Genomic DNA, 17,272 nt, shown 5'->3' with positions numbered 1-17,272 from the left:
CCCGGCGCGGTCAGGGACGCACGCGCACGGTGCGTCCCTCGAAGGCGACCAGATCGCCGTCGTGGAGCTGTCGACCTCGACGGCGATCGACCTCTCCGTTGACGGTCACGAAGCCGTCGATGATCACTTCCTTGGCGTCGCCGCCGGAGTCGAGCAGCCCTGCGAACTTCAGGAACTGCCCCAGACGGATCATGTCCCCGCCGATGGAGACGTCGTCGACCGGACCGCTGTTCGTCATCCCTGCATCGTAGCCGCGGGTGACCTCGACCGTTCTCGTCGGGGCGCAGCTGCAGGCGGGTGGGCGCCGCTACGCGCGGGCGAGCGCCGCGTTCACCGCCGTCGCCGAGTACTCCCGCTCGACGACCATCGCGGCGAGGCCGACCACGGTCGCCTTCTCTCCGAGCGTCGACTGGCTGATGCTGAGGTGTCGTGTGGCGCGGGGGAGCGACCGAGGGTAGAGCGTCTCGCGCACCCCGGCGAGGAGCGGCGGCGAGGCCAGCATTCCGCCCAGCACCACCTCGGAGGGGTTGAGGAGCGAGACGACCGTCGCCACGACCTCTCCGATGAGGCGGCCCGCCTGCCGGGTGAGGGCGGCCGCATCCGGGTCGCCGGCGGCGAGGTACGCGCCCACATCCGACGCCGAGGCGGCCGGCTTTCCGAGCGCGGTGAGGGATCGCGCGACCGCGCGACCGGATGCCGCAGCCGCCAGGCATCCGCGTGCCCCGCACTGACACAGCAGGTCGGCGTGCTCGGCGATCTTCACGTGGCCGATGTCGCCCGCCCCGCCGTCGGCGCCCCGGTACACGCGTCCGCCGAGGACGATGCCCGTGCCGATCCCCGACGACACCTTGAGGAAGCAGAGCGCGCGAGAGCCGGGATGGGCGGCGCGCTGCTCGCCGAGCGCCGCGGCATCCGCATCGTTGGAGACGAGGACGGGAACACCCAGCGATCCGCTGAGATGGTCGGGGATCGGGTAGGCGTCCCATCCCGGCATGATCGGCGGCTGGCTCGGCCGATCGGTGTCGGGATCGACCGGTCCGGGGATGCTGAGCGCGATGGCGGCGACCTGATCGCGCGTGACGCCGGCACGGTCGAGCAGACCGGCGGCGCGCTCGGCGATCGCGTTGAGGGTCAGGTCGGGACCGTCGGCGACGGCGACCTCGATGCGCTCCTCGATCGCCACGCGGCCGGCGAGATCGGTGAGCGCGACGGTCGTGTGCGTGGTGTCGACGCTCGCCGCGACGACGTGGGCGTGCGCGGTGTTGAACTCCAGGCGCCGCGAGGGCCGGCCCGCTGCGACGCGCTCGGTGCCCGATTCGACGATCAGTCCGGCGTCGAGCAGCGCGTCGATGCGTGTGGCGACCGTCATGCGCGAGAGCCCGGTGACCTCGAGCACATCTCCGCGCGTGAACGCGCGCCGCTCGCGGATCAGGTCGAGCACATCGCCGGGACCGGACATCCACACCTCCTTGGGATCGTCCTCAGCATAGTAATGCTTGACACCTAGCCGACATATGTCTAGCTTTTAGTCTTAATGAGCGCCGAGACCTCGGCGGATCCCGGAAGACCCAGCGCAAGGAGGCGCATAGTGAAGACCCGCGCGACAGCAGCAGCGGCGGCCGTGGTGGCCATGACGGCGCTCGCCCTCACCGGATGCACGAGTTCCGACGACGGGGGAGGCGGCGGCGAGGGCGGCGAAGGCATCACGTTCTGGCTGCAGGAAGACCTTCCCGACCGCGTGGCCGCCACGCAGGAGATCGTCGACGCGTTCACCGAGAAGACGGGTATCGACGTCGAGCTCGTCTCGGTCGCGGAGGACCAGTTCGCTCAGCTGCTCACCTCCTCGGCCGCCGCCGGGGACCTTCCCGACGTCATCGCGGGGATCTCGCTCCCGCAGGTGCGCACGCTCTCGGCCAACGAGTTCGTCGACACCGACGCCGTGGCCGCGACGCTCGATGCGCTCGACCGTTCGACCTTCTCGGAGAACGCGCTCGAGCTCACCTCCGACGGCGACACCCCGCTCGCCGTCCCCAGCGAGTCGTGGACCCAGATGCTCTTCTACCGCACCGACCTGTTCGAGGCGGCGGGTCTCGACGCCCCCGACTCGTACGAGTCGATCCTCGAGGCGGCGAAGACGCTCGATTCGCCGGAGGTCGCCGGCTTCGTCGGGGCCACCGCGCCCGGCGACGCCTTCACCGAGCAGACCTTCGAGCAGATCGCCCTCGGCAACGGCTGCGAGCTCGTGAACGAGGACGGCGATGTCGAGCTCGACTCGGACGCCTGCATCAGCGCGTTCCAGTTCTACGGCGATCTCACCGAGAACTACTCCGTCCCGGGCGCGCAGGACGTCGACACCACGCGGGCGACCTACTTCGCCGGCGGCGCGGCGATGTTCATCTGGTCGAGCTTCGTGCTCGACGAGATGGCGGGTCTCCGCGAAGACGCCAAGCCGTCGTGCCCCGAGTGCGCGGCCGACCCCGCCTTCCTGGCCCAGAACACCGGCGTGGTGACCTCGATCGCCGGCCCTGACGGCGATGCGCCCGCGCAGTTCGGTGAGATCACCTCGTGGACGATCACCGAGGGCGCGAACGCCGAGTCGGCGCAGTCGTTCATCGAGTACATGATGAGCGACGGCTACGAGCCGTGGATCGCGATCGCCCCCGAGGGCAAGGTGCCGGTCCGTACCGGCACGCCCGACGAGCCGACGAAGTTCTCCGATCTGTGGGCCACCCTTCCCGCCGGTGTCGACACCAAGGCGCCGCTGTCCGACTTCTACGCCCCCGAGGTGCTCGAGGCCGTCGCCGCCGGACCGCAGGACCTGGCGCGCTGGGGCATCACCCAGGGTCAGGGAGCCCTCCTCGGCGCCCTCCAGGGCGAGCTGCCCGTCTCGACCGCCGTCAGCGAGGTCGCCCAGGGCGGAGATCCGGCCGAGGCCGCTGCGACCGCCGCCGAGGCGGTGCGCTCGATCGGGGAGTCGCTCGAGTGAGCATCCTCACCGAAGGATCCGGGCCCGAGGCCGTGCGCCCCGGGCCCGGGCCCGCCCGCGCGCAGGAGTCGCGCAGTCGGCGCTCGCGGCACGGTCGCGAGGAGAACCGTGCCGGTCTCGTCCTCATCTCGCCGACGTTCATCATCATCCTCGTCGCGGTGGTGCTGCCGATCATCTGGGCGATCTCGCTGGCGTTCCAGAACGTGCGGCTGATCAACGTCCGCGGAACCGGCATCATCGGCGAGTACACCCTCGACAACTTCGTCGACGTGCTCACCTCACCGGGCTTCTTCAGCGCCCTGTGGACGACCATCGTCTACTCCGTCTGCGGCACCGCCCTCGCCATCGGCATCGGTCTGATCGCCGCGCTCGCCCTCCGCAAGCCGTTCCGGGGGCGCGGTCTCGTCCGCGCCTCGCTGCTGCTCCCGTACGTCGCACCGGTCGTCGCGGCGACCTTCGTGTGGTCGACGATGCTCAACCCGCAGTTCGGCATCGTGAACTGGTTCGGACAGAATGTCCTCGGCTGGGAGGATCCGGTCGCCTTCCTGTCGGATCGCGCGCTCCCCGTCAGCATCTTCGGCTGGCAGGTCGATCTGCCGATCGCGCTCATCACCGTCATCCTCTTCGAGGCCTGGCGCTCCTTCCCCTTCGCGTTCCTCTTCCTCACGGCGCGCCTCGAGGCCGTGCCCGGTGTGCTCGACGAGGCGGCGAGGGTCGACGGCGCCACGCCCACGCAGCGCTTCCGTCACATCCTGCTGCCGCAGCTGCTGCCGACGATCGCCGTGTTGGCCGTGCTGCGCTTCATCTGGACCTTCAACAACTTCGACGACATCTACCTGCTCACCGGCGGCGGTGCCGGCACCGAGGTCGTCTCGGTGCGGGTGTTCGACCTGCTCACCGCGCGGGGCGACATCGGAGCCGCCGCCGCCCAGGCGCTCGTGCTCGCGGCCATCCTCGCCGTGCTCGTCGGCGTCTACCTCAAGATCTTCGGCCGGCAGGAGGAGCAGGCATGACCGCCGTGACGGATGCCGTGAAGCGGCGCTCCTCGCGTCGCGGGATCGGCCGCGACCGCGTCGAGAACGGACTGTTCCGCGTCCTGCGGCCGATCGTGATCGTGCTGCTGGTGCTCGCGGCCGTCGTGCCGTTCTACTACATGGTGCTGATGAGCTTCCGCTCCCTCGACTCCCTGGTGCAGAATCCCGGCGCCCTGTGGATCTCGATCGACGAGCTCGACCTGTCGACGTACCTGAAGGTGCTCGCCCCGGTGGATGCCGGCGGGCAGGGCTTCATCGTCTTCATGCGCAACTCGCTGCTGGTGGCGCTGGCGACGGTCGTCCTGACGCTGCTGGTGTCGATCCCCGGCTCGTATGCCGTCAGCCGGCTGGCCTTCTTCGGCCGCCGCCAGGTCTCGGCCCTCTTCCTCGCGGTGTACTTCTTCCCGGCGATCCTGCTGGCCGTCCCCCTCTTCGTGTTCTTCACGCAGATCGGGCTCCGCGGTTCCCTCTTCGGGCTGCTGATCGTCTACGTCTCGCAGGTCGCGGCCGTGTCGATCTACACCCTCCGCAACTACTTCGCGACGATCCCGGTCTCGCTCGAAGAGGCGGCCTCGCTCGACGGAGCGAGCCGGTTCCAGATCATGCGCAAGATCAGCATCCCGCTGGCGATGCCGGCCATCGTCTCGAACGGCCTGTTCATCTTCATGATCGCGTGGAACGAGTTCCTGTTCGCCCTGCTGTTCCTCGTCGAGAAGCGCGACGCCTGGACGGTGTCGCTCGGCCTGTCGCAGCTGTCCGGCAGCATCGAGGTTCCCACCACCGTGCTGATGGCGGGCTCCGTCATCCTCACCCTGCCCATCATCCTGCTCTTCTTCGCCTCGGAGCGGCTCCTCGTCGGGGGCCTCACCGCCGGGGCGGAGAAGGGCTGAACCGATCCGAGAGGGAGGCGCCGTCCGTGCCCCATGTCGTGCAGTTCTCCGCCGTCCGCGAGGTCGAGCTGGTCGAGACCGAGGCGCAGCCGCTGATCCCCGGCAGCGTCCGCATCGCCACCTGGTACTCCGGGATCTCGGCGGGGACCGAGCTGACCGCGTACCGCGGCACCAATCCGTATCTCACCTCCACGTGGGATGCGGAGCGGCGCCTGTTCGTTCCGGGTGAGCCCAGCTTCGGCTACCCCGTCAGCGGCTGGGGGTACTCGGAGGTCGGCGAGGTGGTCGAGGTCGCCGCCGACGTGACCGACGTGCGGGTGGGCGACGTGGTGCACGGCATCTGGGGTCACCGCAGCGATGCGGTCGTGCCGGCCGCGGCCGTGGCCGGCCGGGCGGTGCCCGACGGCGTCGACCCCGTGCTCGGCACCTTCGCGCGGGTCGGGGCGATCGCCCTCAACGGCGTCCTCGCCGCCGACGTGCGCCTGGGCGAGCAGGTCGCGGTGTTCGGGCAGGGCGTCATCGGACTCCTCGCCACGCGTCTCGCCACGCTCGCCGGCGGCCGGGTGATCGCCGTCGACACCCTGGCGAGCCGTCTCGCGATGGCGACCGCCTTCGGCGCCGTCCACGCCGTCGACGCTCTGCGACCGGGCGGCGCGGGAGAGATGATCCGCGAGCTGACGGGCGGCGGCGCCGACAGCGCGATCGAGCTCTCGGGCACAGACCGGGCCCTGCACGAGGCGATCCGCGCCGTCGTGACCGAAGGTCTCGTGGCGGCCTCCGGCTTCTATCAGGGGGGAGCGGCGAACCTGCGCCTGGGCGAGGAGTTCCATCACAACCGGGTGCGGATCGTGGCCAGCCAGATCTCCGGCGTGCCGGTCGAGCTCGGTGGACGCTGGAACCAGGCGCGTCTCGTCCGCACGGTCATGGGGCTCGTCTTCGGCGGAGAGATCGATGCGGGCGCGCTCGTGTCGGACGTCGTTCCCGCCGCCGAGGTGGCCGGGGTGTTCGAACGCCTCGACGAGGGTGATCCCGAGATCCTGCAGGCGGTCCTCCGGTTCGACGCCGCGCCGGAGCGCGCACGGTGACCGTCGAGACGCCCGATCACCGACCCTCCTTCCCTGAGCGGCGCTCCGGCGTGGGAATCGTGGGCGCGGGAGCCATCGCGCGCTCCGCGCACCTCCCCGCCTATCGGGAGTGGGACGTGCCCGTCGTCGCGGTGACCTCCCGGAACCAAGCGGATGCGACGGCGCTCGCCGCAGACTTCGGGATCGAGACCGTGCACGCGTCGCTCGACGACCTGCTGGCCGATCCGCGGGTCGAGATCGTCGATCTCGCCACCGGACCGCACGGGCGCGTCGAGCTCATCGCCGCGGCGGTCGCCGCCGGCAGGCATGTGCTCGCCCAGAAGCCGCTGATCAGCGATCCCGCCGAGCTGCCGCGCCTGATCGAGGTGCTCGACGAGGCGCACGCGAGAGGCGTGCGCGTCGCCGTCAACCAGAATGCCCGCTGGGCCCCGGCCTGGCGCCTCGCGACGCTGCTCGTGCGGGAGGGCCGCATCGGAGACGTCGTCGGCGTGACCCACCTGCACGACAAGCCGCTGCCACCGCTGGCGGGAACGCCCTTCGACGACGTGCCGCACATGCTGCTGAACGACTATCTGGTGCACTGGATCGACATCACCCGGTGCTGGCTCGAGGGCTCGTCGGTCGTCGCCGTCGCGGCATCCGATCATCGGGTTCCCGCGCAGCCCGCCGACGCACGCAACCCCTGGGGCGCCGATCTGCGCATCGACGTGTCGTCGGGTGCGAGCGCCGCGATCCGCATCGTCGGCAGCGTCACCACGCACGCCGGCGGATGCCCCTTCTGGATACACGGGACCGAGGGCACGCTGCGCGGCAGCGTGCTGCTCGGCTCCGACCACCTCGTGCTCGACCGTGACGGCGACAGCATCCGCTTCCCGCTGGAGGGGCAGTGGTTCACCGACGGGTTCGCCGGCGCGATGGGCGAACTCCAGCGTGCCGTCGCCGAGCAGCGGGAGCCCGAGAACGCGGCCGCGCAGGTGCTTGCGACGGTGCGCATGACCATGGCGGCGGTCGAATCGGCCGAGCAGGGCGGCGCACCCGTGCATCCGATCGATCTGGAACTGACGGCAGCCCTCGGCGGGCGGAGCGGAGCAGCATGAGCATCGTCGACGAGATCCCGGTGGGCCCCGATGCCCGGGTGTACGCGGAGGGATGGCAGAGCTGGAGTCCGACGACCTGGTCGTTGCGCGACGACCGGGTGCACCTGCCGACCGAGGCGTGGCAGCACGCGATGCGGTTCCGCCCCGGGGTGCCCGTCGCCGACGACGCCCTGCAGGGCGAGGGTCTGCTCGTCGTCGATCCCGGTGACGGGAGCGACGCGCGCGTCTTCGGCACGCTCGACGCGAGTCGGGAGGTGCCCACCATCCGCGTGCGATGGCGCGGCGACCGCGTCGTGGTCGAGACCGACGCCGACCCTGGGTCCCTGAGCCTGTCCGACCCTGGGTCCCTGAGCCTGTCGAAGGGCCCTGGATCCGGGGGTGCAGCCCTCGAGGTCTTCGGCGAGCGCTTCGGCGCAGCATCCGGCGCTCGGATCGGCCGACGGTCTCCGCGCGTGTGGTGCACCTGGTATCAGTACTTCGAAGAGGTGCGCGCGGCCGACGTCGTCGAGAACCTCCGCGCGATCGACGACGCGGGACTCGATGTCGACGTCGTCCAGATCGACGACGGGTGGAGCCTCGGCACCGGCGAGTGGACGGCGCCGAATCCGCGCTTCGGGTCGCTTCCCGACACGGTCGCCGCCATCCTCGACAGCGGGCGACGCGCCGGGATCTGGCTGGCCCCCTTCTCGGTGGGAGCCGGATCGTCGGTCGCGCGCGAGCACCCCGATTGGGTTCTCGGCGACGCCGGCCGAAACTGGGGCGACGACCTGCGCGGCCTCGACCTGACCCATCCCGGCGTGCGCGACTATTTGACGCGCGTCTTCACCGACATCCGCGACCTGGGCATCGACTACGTCAAGCTCGACTTCCTCTACTCCGGCGCGCTCCCCGGCGCTCGGCGTGACCCCGATGCCACGCCCGTCTCGGCGTACCGATCGGGGCTCGAACTCATCCGCGAGGTCCTCGGCGACGACGCGTTCCTGCTCGGCTGCGGGGCGCCGATCCTGCCGAGCGTCGGGCTGGTCGACGGCATGCGCGTCGCGGGCGACACCTTCCACGAGGGCGGTGAAGACGGCTCTCAGGGCCTGCGCGGACGCATGTCGGTCGAAGCACGGTCGTGGCAGCACGGCCGATTCTGGACCAACGACTCCGACTGCCTGGTCGCGCGACCCGAGTTCGCGCTGCGGGAGGAGTGGGCCGACGTGGTGCTGGCGGCGCCCGGCATCCGCGGGTTCTCCGACCGCCTCGGCGGGCTCGACGCCCGTGGCAGGCAGCTCGTCGACGCGCTGCTGAAAGAGGAGAAGGCATGACTTCCGAGAACGGACTCCGCCGCCGCCTCGCGCCCCTGGTCGCCCGCCTGTATCCGGATGCCGCCGACGAGGTGCTCGCCGCGCTGGTCGACCTCGCCGAGAGTTGGCGCCCCCGGCTCGCGCCGGTGCTGCACGGCTCCGGTGCGGCGGGACCCGACGAGAGCACGGCGTATCTCATCACCTACGGAGACTCGTTCCGTCGCCCGGGCGAGACGCCGTTGCACACCCTCGCCGGCGTCCTGCGCGACCACATCGGCGACGTCATCAGCGACGTGCACCTGCTGCCCATCTACCCGTGGACCTCCGACGACGGCTTCGGCGTCGTCGACCACCGCCAGGTGAACCCGGCGCTGGGCACGTGGGACGACATCGCCGACCTGCGCGACGAGTACGCGCTGGCGCTCGACTTCGTCGCCAATCACATCTCGAGCTCGTCGCCCTGGTTCCGGGCCTGGCTGGCGCGCGACGAGCGGTACGACGGATACTTCCTCGATCCCGGAGCCGACTTCGACGTCTCGCGCGTCGTCCGCCCGCGGGTGTCGCCCCTGGTGCACGAGTACGAGCGGCCCGACGGCACCGTGGCGCGCGCCTGGACCACGTTCGGCCCCGACCAGATCGACGTCGATCCGAGCACCCCGGCGGTGCTCCTCGACCTGACCGACATCCTGCTCGGGTATCTCGCGCGGGGCGCGACGACCGTGCGCCTCGACGCGATCGGCTATCTGTGGAAGGAGTCGGGCACCACCTGTATCCATCTGCCGCAGACGCACGACATCATCCGCATCTGGCGCGTCCTCGTCGACGAACTGGCGCCCGGCACTCTGCTGCTCACCGAGACGAACGTGCCCCACGCCGACAACATCACCTATTTCGGCGACGGCGCCGACGAAGCCCACATGGTCTATCAGTTCGCGCTCCCGCCGCTGGTGCTGCACGCGTTCGTCACCGGACGGACGACCGCGCTCGCCGCGTGGGCCGCGGGCGTCGGCCCGGTGAGCGACACGGCCACGTGGTTCAACTTCCTCGCCAGCCACGACGGAATCGGGCTGCGCCCCACCGAGGGCCTGTTGACGGATGCCGATCGCGCACTGCTCGTGGAGCGCACGCTCGCGCGCGGCGGACGGGTGTCGATGGCGCGCCGGCCCGACGGCAGCGAGGGGGTGTACGAGCTCAACACGAACTTCCTCGAGGCGCTCGTCGATCCCGACGACCCCGAGCCCGATGTCTCGGCGGTGCGGCGGGGCCTGGCGGCGCACGCCATTCTGCTGTCGTTCGTCGGCGTGCCCGCGATCTACCACCACTCGCTGCTCGGCTCGCAGCAGGATCACCAGGGTGTGCAGGAGAGCGACATCGCCCGGCGAATCAACCGCGAGGTGCTCGACGCCGATCGGCTGGCGGCCGACCTGCACGCGCCGGGCCGCCGGTCGGGGATGCTGGAGGGCCTTCGGGCCATGCTCGCCGTGCGGCGGGGCACTCCGGCGTTCTCGCCGTTCGCCTCGCAGCGGATCGAGCGCATCGACGATCGCGTGCTCGTGGTGCGCCGCGCGGCGGGCACCGCCGACGAGGTGGTCGCCGCCGTGAACGTCAGCGACGAGACGGTCGAGGTGGCGACCCTTCGGGGCACCGATCTCCTCACGGGGACGCATCACGACGGGCTCGTCCTCGAGCCGTTCGGCTTCGTCTGGCTCGCGGAGGACTGAGCCCCGGGCCGGGATCTTCACGGACTGCCGGCGAGCTGTGAATGCCGGTGTGGTCTGCTTGTGCCTGACTGCGTCGGCCGGGGGGTCGGGGCGGTCACTTCAGCCGTCCTCTGAATGACGGCCGGTGGGTGGGGACCCCTCTACGCCCCACCCACCGCTTCTCCGTGATCTGCCGCTCTCAGTCGTCGGTGCCGCTGCCGATGACGGCGAACTCCGCCGTGAAGCTGATGTCGATCGACCGGTTGTCCGACGTGAGGACCGACGCGTCGTACGGGCTCACGTCGTCGCTGTCGACATCGAGGTCGGTGATCCTGCCGTCGGCCTCGGTGAGGGCGGCATCGACCAGCGACCGGATCGCCTCGTCGGAGAGCGTCAGCGTGGGCGCCGTGTCGTCGCCCTCGGCCGCTTCGCTCGCGATCACCGTGGCCGCGCCCTGCTCGTCGACGCGCACGTCGGTCTCGGCGCCGTCCTCGGCGGTCAGCTGAACCTCCCACGTGCCGTCGCGCTTCGCGTCGATCGAGGTGACCTCGCCCTCGGCGGCATCGCGCGCCGCGTCGGCGATCTCGATGAGCTGGTCGGCCGAGTCTGTGCCGATGTCAGTGGCCGGACCGCGGCCGTCCGCCGGTGCGCCACCGTCGTCGTCGCGGTCGGAGCCGCGATCGTCGTCGTCGTGGTGGTCGGCCGACATCGACGTGCGATCGTCGTCGTCTCCGAACTCGTCGCCGATGGCGGCTCCGACCGCGACGCCGCCGCCGACGAGCACGACGGCTGCGGCGATGCCGCCGCCGATCAGCAGCGCCCGCTTGCGTCGGGGCTTGGCGGTGGAGGCGGTCGGGGTCGCCGGCTGCGCCGGGGCGGATGCCGCGTCGGCGGCGGCATCCGTCGTCGGGGTGACGGGCACGGTCGGGTGGTCGGGGGTCTGGTCAGGGGTGGGGGTCTTGTCGTCCATGTGACGATGCTCCCGCGCGGGCACTGAAGCCTTCCTGAAGCGACCTGAACCGTCTTTCAGGAAGCGCGGCTGGGTCGCTGAGCCTGTCGAAGCGTCGTGCGGGGGCCGCGGCTGGGTCGCTGAGCCTGTCGAAGCGTCGTGCGGGGGCCCTTCGACAGGCTCAGGGACCCAGGCTTGGGGGGCCTTCGACAGGCTCAGGGACCCAGGCTTGGGGGGCCCAGGGCTCAGCGGTCCCGGGGGAGGGCGACGACGAAGCGGGCGCCACCCCACCGCGAGTCGTCGACGGTGACCGTGCCGCCTTCGGCCGTCGCGATGCCGCGGGCTATCGCCAGGCCGAGGCCGCTCCCGCCCGCATCGCGGCTGCGGGCCTCGTCGAGTCGCACGAAACGCTCGAAGATCCGCTCGCGCTCCGCCGCCGGAACCCCGGCGCCGTCGTCCTCCACCATGACGAACACGTGCCTGTCGACGGGGACCACGCCGATCGCGACGCGTCCGCGAGCGTGGCGGGCGGCGTTGTCGGCGAGATTGCGCAGCAGCTGGCCGAGCAACCGCGGGTCGCCCGAGACCCGCGCCGCCTGCACACCGGATCCGTCGACGTCGAGGCCGGTCGCCCGCAGCCGGCGCACCTCGGCGAGGGCGAGGTCGTCGACGTCGATGGGCTGATCGTGGGGCGCCGCACCCTCGTCGAGTCGGGCGAGGAGGAGCAGCGACTCGACGATGCCCTGCAGCCGGATGCCCTCTGTCGACGCGACCTCGGCGAGCTCGCCGATGCTCGTCACATCGGGATGCGCCTGCGCGAGCTCGGCATGCTGACGGATCGTCGCGAGCGGGGAGCGCAGCTCGTGAGACGCATCCGACACGAAGCGCCGCTGCGCGGCGGCGGCGGCATCCAGTCGGTCCAGCATCCCGTTCATGGTCGTCGCAAGGGCGGCGATCTCGTCGGCGGATGCCGGAACGGCGACGCGCTGGTGCAGCCGGTCCGCGGTGATGCCGTCGACCTCACGGCGGATGCGCGTGACCGGCCGCAGAGCACGACCGGTCACGAACCACGTCGTCCCCGCCACGAGCACCAGCACGAGCGGGACGGCCACGGCGAGCAGGGTCGCGACGGTCGCCAGCGTCTCGCCGTCGTCTTCCATCGACACGGCGAGCACGAGGGTGCCGTCGCCGTCGTCGAGGTCGTTCGACACGACGAGCATCGGCTCCCCGTCGATGATCCTCGTCTGAGGGTCGTCGGCGATCGGAAGGGGCGTCGAGCCCAGGGCCTCGCGGGCGTCTTCACTGGCGGATCGCACGGTGCCGTCGGGGCCGACGATCTGCGCGAACTCGTCTTCGAGGGCCTCGACAGCGGCTCGGCCGGGCCCGTCCGCGCGATCGACGAGCTCGTCCAGGCGTTGTTCGGCGGCCCGCTCGGTGCTGCCGTGGACGGCGGCGCTGAGAACGGCGTAGAACGAGAACGCGCCGATCGCGAGCGCCACGGCGACGACGACCGTCGCCCCGAGGGTCGTGCGGCCGCGCACCGAGCGCCACCAGCGATTAGCCACCGTCGGCCGCCAATCGATAGCCGGCGCCGCGGATCGTCTCGATCGCCTCGCGTCCGAACGGCTTGTCGAGCTTACGCCGCAGATGCCCCACGTAGACCTCGACGATGTTCGGGTCGCCGTCGAAGTCGTCGTCCCAGACGCCGTCGATCAGCGCGCGCTTGGTCACGACCTGACCGCGGTGGCGCAGCAGGTACTCGAGCACCGCGAACTCCCGCGCGGTCAGCGTCACCTGCGCCTCGCCGCGCCAGACACGGTGCGCGGCCGGGTCGAGCCGCAGGTCGCCCGCTTCGAGCACGGTCGGGCGAGCCACCGCGCCCCGGCGGACGAGCGCGCGCAGGCGGGCGACGAGGATGGCGAACGAGAACGGCTTCGTGACGTAGTCGTCGGCGCCCGTCTCGAGCGCCTCGACCTGGTCCCACTCGCCGTCCTTCGCGGTGAGCATGAGCACGGGCGTCCAGTTCTCCTCGGCGCGCAGCGCCTCGCACACCTTCCAGCCGCTCATCCCGGGCATCATCAGGTCGAGCACGATCGCGTCGTACCGGTTCTCGCGCGCGCGCCAGAGGCCGTCGACCCCGTTGTGCGCGACGTCGACGGCGAAGCCCTCCGCCTCGAGCCCGCGGCGCACGCCGTCGGCGAGACGCACCTCGTCGTCGACCACCAGGATGCGCATCACCCCAGTGTGGCGGGCCGACGCTGAATCCGCGCTGAAGCGGTGGGAATCGTTCAGCTCCCGGCGAGGTGCGCCTGCAGGCGACGGATGACGGCGCCGAGGCTGCCGGAGGCGAGGAGTCCGGGGCCCAGCGGGCCGGCCGTGTCGTCGCCGAGGAGCGGAAGCGCACGGAGCGCGGTCGCCGCCTGCGGGCTGAGGGCCTCGAGCTGCCAGCGCACCTCCGTCTCGAGCGCGTCCGGCTCATCCGGACGGCTGAGACCGGCGGCCGTCGCCGCGTAGGCCGCCGCCCCGAGCGCATGCGCACCCATGTGCGCGACACCGGCGGCCTGGGCGGCGGCCCGCGCCGCGGCGACTCCGACCGGGGTGCGTGCGCTCGTCGCCGCGCGCCCGGCGACGAACCGTCGGCGGATCTCTCCGGCGGCCGACAGCTCACCGCGCGCGAAGGCCCGCGCGCGGTGGATGGCGTCGCGGGCGCGATCGTCGTCGGGGGCCTCGGCCTCGAACAGGGGCAGCACACGCTCGGCGCAGTCGGCCGCCCAGGCGGCGACGATCCGGCGGTCGGTGTCGCTCAACGCCTGAGGAGAACCGGTCACGCCCACCTCAGCGCGCCCGGCGGGCGGAACGGTCTCGCGCGGCCTCGTGCGCCTCGCGGAGCAGGGCGAGCACGGCATCCGTCGTCTGTTCGCTCGGGTTGATCACACAGACCCATCCGGCGGACCCGTACAGCGGATGCCGTCGGAACACGTCGGTCTGCACCGGGTCGGGATCCGACGTGACGACCGCGTCGGCGCGTTCCCGTCCGACGTGGATGTTCACGCGGAAGCGATTCGGGGCGTCGAGCTCGGAGGATGCGTCATCCGGGTAGTCCTTCGTGATGATCGTGCCGTACGGCTGGGTACGCTCCGGCATCCGACCGTCGGGCGCGTGGTAGAAGTAGGCGTCGCCCCAGGACAGCTCGGGGAAGGGGCTGCCTGCTTCGGGTGCGACGACCAGAGCGCCCTCGAATCCGCGGACCGTCTCGATGATCTCGTGTGCATTCATCCTTCTATGGTGAAGTTGATGTGCTTATTGAGACTTGGGTGCGATGAGAGAGGCGATCACGGTGTCGAACCCTCAAGTGCACGCCATGACCACGGCTGAGCTCGGTCGCCTGGTCGGCTACTCGACGCAGCAGGTGCGCGACCTCGAACGTCTGGGAATCATCCCTTGCGCGGAACGGGCGTCGAACGGCTACCGCCGCTATCGGCATCCGCATCTCGTCGCGCTCCGCGCCTATCGCGGCCTCGCCGCGGCTCTCGGCCCCGTGCCCGCGAGGCGCCTCATGCCCGCTCTGATCGACGCTGCCGTCGACGACGCCGCGGAGCGGCTCGACCGGTTGCACGTCGAGATCGCCGACGAGCGGTCTCGCGTGAAGGAGGCGCTGCGCGCTCTGGCGGCCGCCGTCGAGGAGTCGGTCGACGTGTTCGGCGACGCGGATGCGATGTCGATCGGCGAGCTGGCCCAGGCGCTCGGCGTGCGTGCATCGGCGCTCCGCCACTGGGAGCGCGAGGGCCTCCTGCATCCGCTGCGGTCCCCGGCGTCCTCCTCGCGCACCTACGGCGCGAGAGCGATCACCGAGGCGCGCATCGTCGCCGCTCTGCGCGCCGGCGGCTACGGCATCCCTTCCATCGTCCGCGTGCTCGACCAGCTGCGCGGACAGGCGCTGACCGGCGATGCGCAGCGGATCCTCTCGGACCGGCTCGCCGACCTGACCCGACGCAGCATCGCTCTTCTCGCGGCAGCGGGCGACCTGCACGAGCTGCTGGAGCTCAGCCCGCGGATGTCGGAGACCGGAGGCGAAACTAGGCTGGACGCATGACCAAGAACATCTGGACCATCCTCGGTGTGATCCTCGCCGTCGTGATCGCGTGGTGGATCGTGAGCGCGCTCTTCTCGGTGCTCTGGTTCATCGTGAAGCTCGTGATCGTGGCGGCCGTCGCCGTCGTCGTGTTCTTCGTGCTGCGCAGCGTCTTCAGCTCGAAGGCCGACTGAGCCGATGCGCGCCCGGTCGTACCCGCCTGAGCGCAGCCGCGTCTACGACGCGAAGGCGACGCCGGTCAGCTCCCCCGAGAAGCGCCAGATCCGCTGGGCGTCGGCTGCGACGCGCAGCGGCGGATAGAGCGTCTGCTCGGCGGGCGCCCCACCCGTGTGGCCGGGGCCGCGGGGACCGTAGAGCCGGCCCGAGCCGGCATCCGCTGCCGTCGCCGCCATCAACGCCGGCAAGGAGGCGCTCTCGGCAGTCCCCACGAGGATGCCGCGGGCCGAGGCCCACCGGATCAGGCGCACGCTCGTCGTGTCGCGGGCGCGGCCCAGCTCGGGGCGTGCCGCCAGCAGAGCTGTTGGCGCGACGCCCGGGTGGGACAGGTTGCTCGTGATGCCCCAGCCGAGGGCTTCGCTGCGCCGGGCGAGCTCGAGCCCGAACAGACCGAACGCGATCTTCGACTGCCGGTAGGCGCGCATCCCGTCGTAGGCGCGCTCCCCGTTCAGATCGTCCCAGTCGATCGAGCCCCGGCTGGCGGCGACGCTGATTTGCGAGGTGACGCGCGCCTGCCCTGCGCGCAGCAGGGGGAGCAGCCGCGCCACCAGGGCGAAGTGCCCGAGGTGGTTGGTCCCGAACTGCAGCTCGAACCCGTCGGCGGTCGTCTGCCTGGTCGGCGGGGTCATGACCCCGGCGTTGTTGATCAGGAGGTGCACCGGCTCGCCCTCCGCGAGCATCCTCTCGGCGAAGGCCGCGACGGATTCGAGCGACGAGAGATCGAGCGACTCGGTTCGCACGCGGGCCCCGGGAGCCGAGGAGCGGATCGCCCGAGCGGCCTCCTCGCCTTTGGCGCTGTTGCGGACCGGGAGCACGACGTCGGCACCGGCCTGCGCCAGCCGGGTCGCGATGCGCAGACCGATTCCGTCGCTGGCTCCCGTGACGACGGCGCGTCGACCGTGAAGGGAAGGGATTCGGATGTCGGGATTCTGTCGGGCCATGATGCTCCTTCGTGTCTTCCTCAGCCTGCGGTCGCGGCGCCGTCGCATCCAGGACACGTCATGCAGTGGATAGGCGGGCGGCCGGATGCGAGGATCGGTGACGTCGACACGGAGGGTGCGAACATGGCGATCGACCGAGCGGAGCTGGCGCGATTCCTGCGGTTGCGACGCGACAGCCTGCAACCGGCGGACGTCGGGATGCCGCGCGGGCAGCGCCGCCGCACGGAAGGGCTCAGGCGAGAAGAGGTCGCCGCGCTCAGCCACATGTCGGCCGACTACTACGCGCGTCTCGAACGGGGCGACGGCCCTCTGCCGTCGGAGCAGATGATCGCGTCCATCGCCCAAGGCCTGCATCTGACGGTCGCCGAGCGCGACCACCTCTTCCGCCTCGCGGGCCACCAGCCCCCGGCGCGGGGCGGGGAGAGCGAGCATGTCAGCCCCGGGATGCTGCGCATCATCGACCGATTGCAGGACACGCCCGCGGAGATCGTGAGCGAGCTGGGCGAGACGCTGCTCCAGACACCGCTCGGTATCGCGCTGACCGGCGAGACCGCTCGGATCACGGGACCTGAGCGGAGCATCGGCTATCGGTGGTTCAGCGACCCGTCGTCGCGCGCCCTGTACGCCGAAGAGGAGCATGAGTTCCTCTCGCGCCTGTGGGTCTCCGGTCTGCGGGAGGTCATCGCCCGACGAGGGAACGACTCGCGTGCGGCCGGCTACGCCGCATCACTGCATCGTCTCAGCGCCGAGTTCCGCCAGATCTGGGCGACGCACGAGGTCGGGGTCCGCCCGCGCGAGACCAAGCACTTCGTGCATCCGAGCCTCGGTGCACTCGAACTGGGCTGTCAGACGCTCGTCGATCCCGAGCAGTCGCACGCCCTGCTCGTGTACACGGCCGCTCCGGGGTCGGAGAGTCACGAGAAGCTGCAGCTGCTGTCGGCGCTCAGCCCGCGAATCGCCGTCTGACGGCGAAGGTCCCAGCCGAACGGCGG

Annotated in this window: 18 protein-coding genes; 10 read left to right on the top strand and 8 right to left on the bottom strand. The window is 71.2% G+C overall.

Going from position 1 to position 17,272, the window contains the following annotated elements; all coding sequences use genetic code 11:
• Positions 1-10: 10 nt before the first annotated feature.
• Positions 11-238: an RNA-binding S4 domain-containing protein gene (locus tag AB3M90_RS10540; RefSeq protein ID WP_412951905.1), complete on the bottom strand. Its 228-nt coding sequence runs from the start codon at positions 236-238 to the stop codon at positions 11-13.
• A 69-nt stretch (positions 239-307) separates the two neighbouring features.
• A complete protein-coding gene (locus tag AB3M90_RS10535; protein WP_412951904.1) occupies positions 308-1,459 on the bottom strand; it encodes an ROK family protein in 1,152 nt (383 codons plus the stop codon).
• 129 nt (positions 1,460-1,588) lie between these two features.
• On the opposite strand from AB3M90_RS10535, the gene AB3M90_RS10530 reads away from it, so the two are divergent.
• The 7 genes from AB3M90_RS10530 to AB3M90_RS10500 are packed head-to-tail and all read left to right on the top strand — an operon-like array spanning position 1,589 to position 10,102.
• Complete coding sequence (locus AB3M90_RS10530; RefSeq protein WP_412951903.1) at positions 1,589-2,986, top strand: ABC transporter substrate-binding protein; 1,398 nt, start codon at positions 1,589-1,591, stop codon at positions 2,984-2,986.
• Positions 2,983-3,999: a carbohydrate ABC transporter permease gene (locus AB3M90_RS10525; RefSeq protein ID WP_412951902.1), complete on the top strand. Its 1,017-nt coding sequence runs from the start codon at positions 2,983-2,985 to the stop codon at positions 3,997-3,999. The genes AB3M90_RS10530 and AB3M90_RS10525 overlap by 4 nt, the downstream gene beginning before the upstream one ends.
• Positions 3,996-4,910 carry a carbohydrate ABC transporter permease gene (locus tag AB3M90_RS10520; protein WP_412951901.1) on the top strand — a complete coding sequence of 305 codons (915 nt, stop codon included), beginning with the start codon at positions 3,996-3,998 and terminating at the stop codon, positions 4,908-4,910. Before AB3M90_RS10525 ends, AB3M90_RS10520 begins: the two co-directional genes overlap by 4 nt.
• A 26-nt stretch (positions 4,911-4,936) precedes the next feature.
• A complete protein-coding gene (locus tag AB3M90_RS10515; RefSeq protein ID WP_412951900.1) occupies positions 4,937-5,995 on the top strand; it encodes a zinc-dependent alcohol dehydrogenase in 1,059 nt (352 codons plus the stop codon).
• On the top strand, positions 5,992-7,092 hold the full coding sequence (locus AB3M90_RS10510) for a Gfo/Idh/MocA family protein (RefSeq protein ID WP_412951899.1): 1,101 nt from the start codon (positions 5,992-5,994) through the stop codon (positions 7,090-7,092). The genes AB3M90_RS10515 and AB3M90_RS10510 overlap by 4 nt, the downstream gene beginning before the upstream one ends.
• Entirely contained in the window at positions 7,089-8,402 is a 1,314-nt protein-coding gene (locus tag AB3M90_RS10505) for a glycoside hydrolase family 36 protein (RefSeq protein WP_412951898.1), read from the top strand. The genes AB3M90_RS10510 and AB3M90_RS10505 overlap by 4 nt, the downstream gene beginning before the upstream one ends.
• The gene (locus AB3M90_RS10500; RefSeq protein WP_412951897.1) at positions 8,399-10,102 is read left to right on the top strand and encodes a sugar phosphorylase; all 1,704 of its coding nucleotides are present in this window, start codon (positions 8,399-8,401) and stop codon (positions 10,100-10,102) included. The genes AB3M90_RS10505 and AB3M90_RS10500 overlap by 4 nt, the downstream gene beginning before the upstream one ends.
• A gap of 178 nt (positions 10,103-10,280) precedes the next feature.
• On the opposite strand, the gene AB3M90_RS10495 is transcribed toward AB3M90_RS10500, so the two are convergent.
• The 5 genes from AB3M90_RS10495 to AB3M90_RS10475 form a co-directional block, all read right to left on the bottom strand.
• Complete coding sequence (locus tag AB3M90_RS10495) at positions 10,281-11,051, bottom strand: hypothetical protein (protein WP_412951896.1); 771 nt, start codon at positions 11,049-11,051, stop codon at positions 10,281-10,283.
• Positions 11,052-11,275: 224 nt separating this feature from the next.
• Positions 11,276-12,595 carry a sensor histidine kinase gene (locus AB3M90_RS10490; protein WP_412951895.1) on the bottom strand — a complete coding sequence of 440 codons (1,320 nt, stop codon included), beginning with the start codon at positions 12,593-12,595 and terminating at the stop codon, positions 11,276-11,278.
• Positions 12,588-13,265 carry a response regulator transcription factor gene (locus AB3M90_RS10485; protein ID WP_412951894.1) on the bottom strand — a complete coding sequence of 226 codons (678 nt, stop codon included), beginning with the start codon at positions 13,263-13,265 and terminating at the stop codon, positions 12,588-12,590. The genes AB3M90_RS10490 and AB3M90_RS10485 overlap by 8 nt, the downstream gene beginning before the upstream one ends.
• Positions 13,266-13,318: 53 nt before the next feature.
• Positions 13,319-13,837 carry a putative immunity protein gene (locus AB3M90_RS10480; protein ID WP_412951893.1) on the bottom strand — a complete coding sequence of 173 codons (519 nt, stop codon included), beginning with the start codon at positions 13,835-13,837 and terminating at the stop codon, positions 13,319-13,321.
• Between the two features lie 28 nt (positions 13,838-13,865).
• Positions 13,866-14,306 (bottom strand): DUF6194 family protein, encoded by a 441-nt coding sequence (locus AB3M90_RS10475; protein ID WP_412951892.1) that lies wholly within the window; start codon positions 14,304-14,306, stop codon positions 13,866-13,868.
• 85 nt (positions 14,307-14,391) lie between these two features.
• Between AB3M90_RS10475 and AB3M90_RS10470 the strand changes: the two genes are divergently transcribed.
• Together AB3M90_RS10470 and AB3M90_RS10465 are read left to right on the top strand one after the other, a co-directional pair.
• On the top strand, positions 14,392-15,123 hold the full coding sequence (locus AB3M90_RS10470; protein ID WP_412951891.1) for a MerR family transcriptional regulator: 732 nt from the start codon (positions 14,392-14,394) through the stop codon (positions 15,121-15,123).
• On the top strand, positions 15,120-15,296 hold the full coding sequence (locus AB3M90_RS10465; RefSeq protein WP_412951890.1) for a hypothetical protein: 177 nt from the start codon (positions 15,120-15,122) through the stop codon (positions 15,294-15,296). The genes AB3M90_RS10470 and AB3M90_RS10465 overlap by 4 nt, the downstream gene beginning before the upstream one ends.
• 42 nt (positions 15,297-15,338) lie before the next feature.
• Here AB3M90_RS10465 and AB3M90_RS10460 read toward each other — a convergent pair whose 3' ends face one another.
• Positions 15,339-16,280, bottom strand: coding sequence for an SDR family oxidoreductase (locus AB3M90_RS10460; RefSeq protein ID WP_412951889.1), 942 nt, complete (start codon positions 16,278-16,280; stop codon positions 15,339-15,341).
• A gap of 123 nt (positions 16,281-16,403) precedes the next feature.
• On the opposite strand from AB3M90_RS10460, the gene AB3M90_RS10455 reads away from it, so the two are divergent.
• Positions 16,404-17,246: a helix-turn-helix transcriptional regulator gene (locus tag AB3M90_RS10455; RefSeq protein WP_412951888.1), complete on the top strand. Its 843-nt coding sequence runs from the start codon at positions 16,404-16,406 to the stop codon at positions 17,244-17,246.
• The last annotated feature ends 26 nt before the right edge of the window (positions 17,247-17,272 follow it).

The organism is Microbacterium martis, assembly GCF_047246685.1.
Classification (GTDB): Bacteria; Actinomycetota; Actinomycetes; order Actinomycetales; family Microbacteriaceae; genus Microbacterium.
The sequence above is the reverse complement of the archived record's forward strand: the minus strand, read 5'-3'. Positions and strand labels throughout refer to the sequence as shown.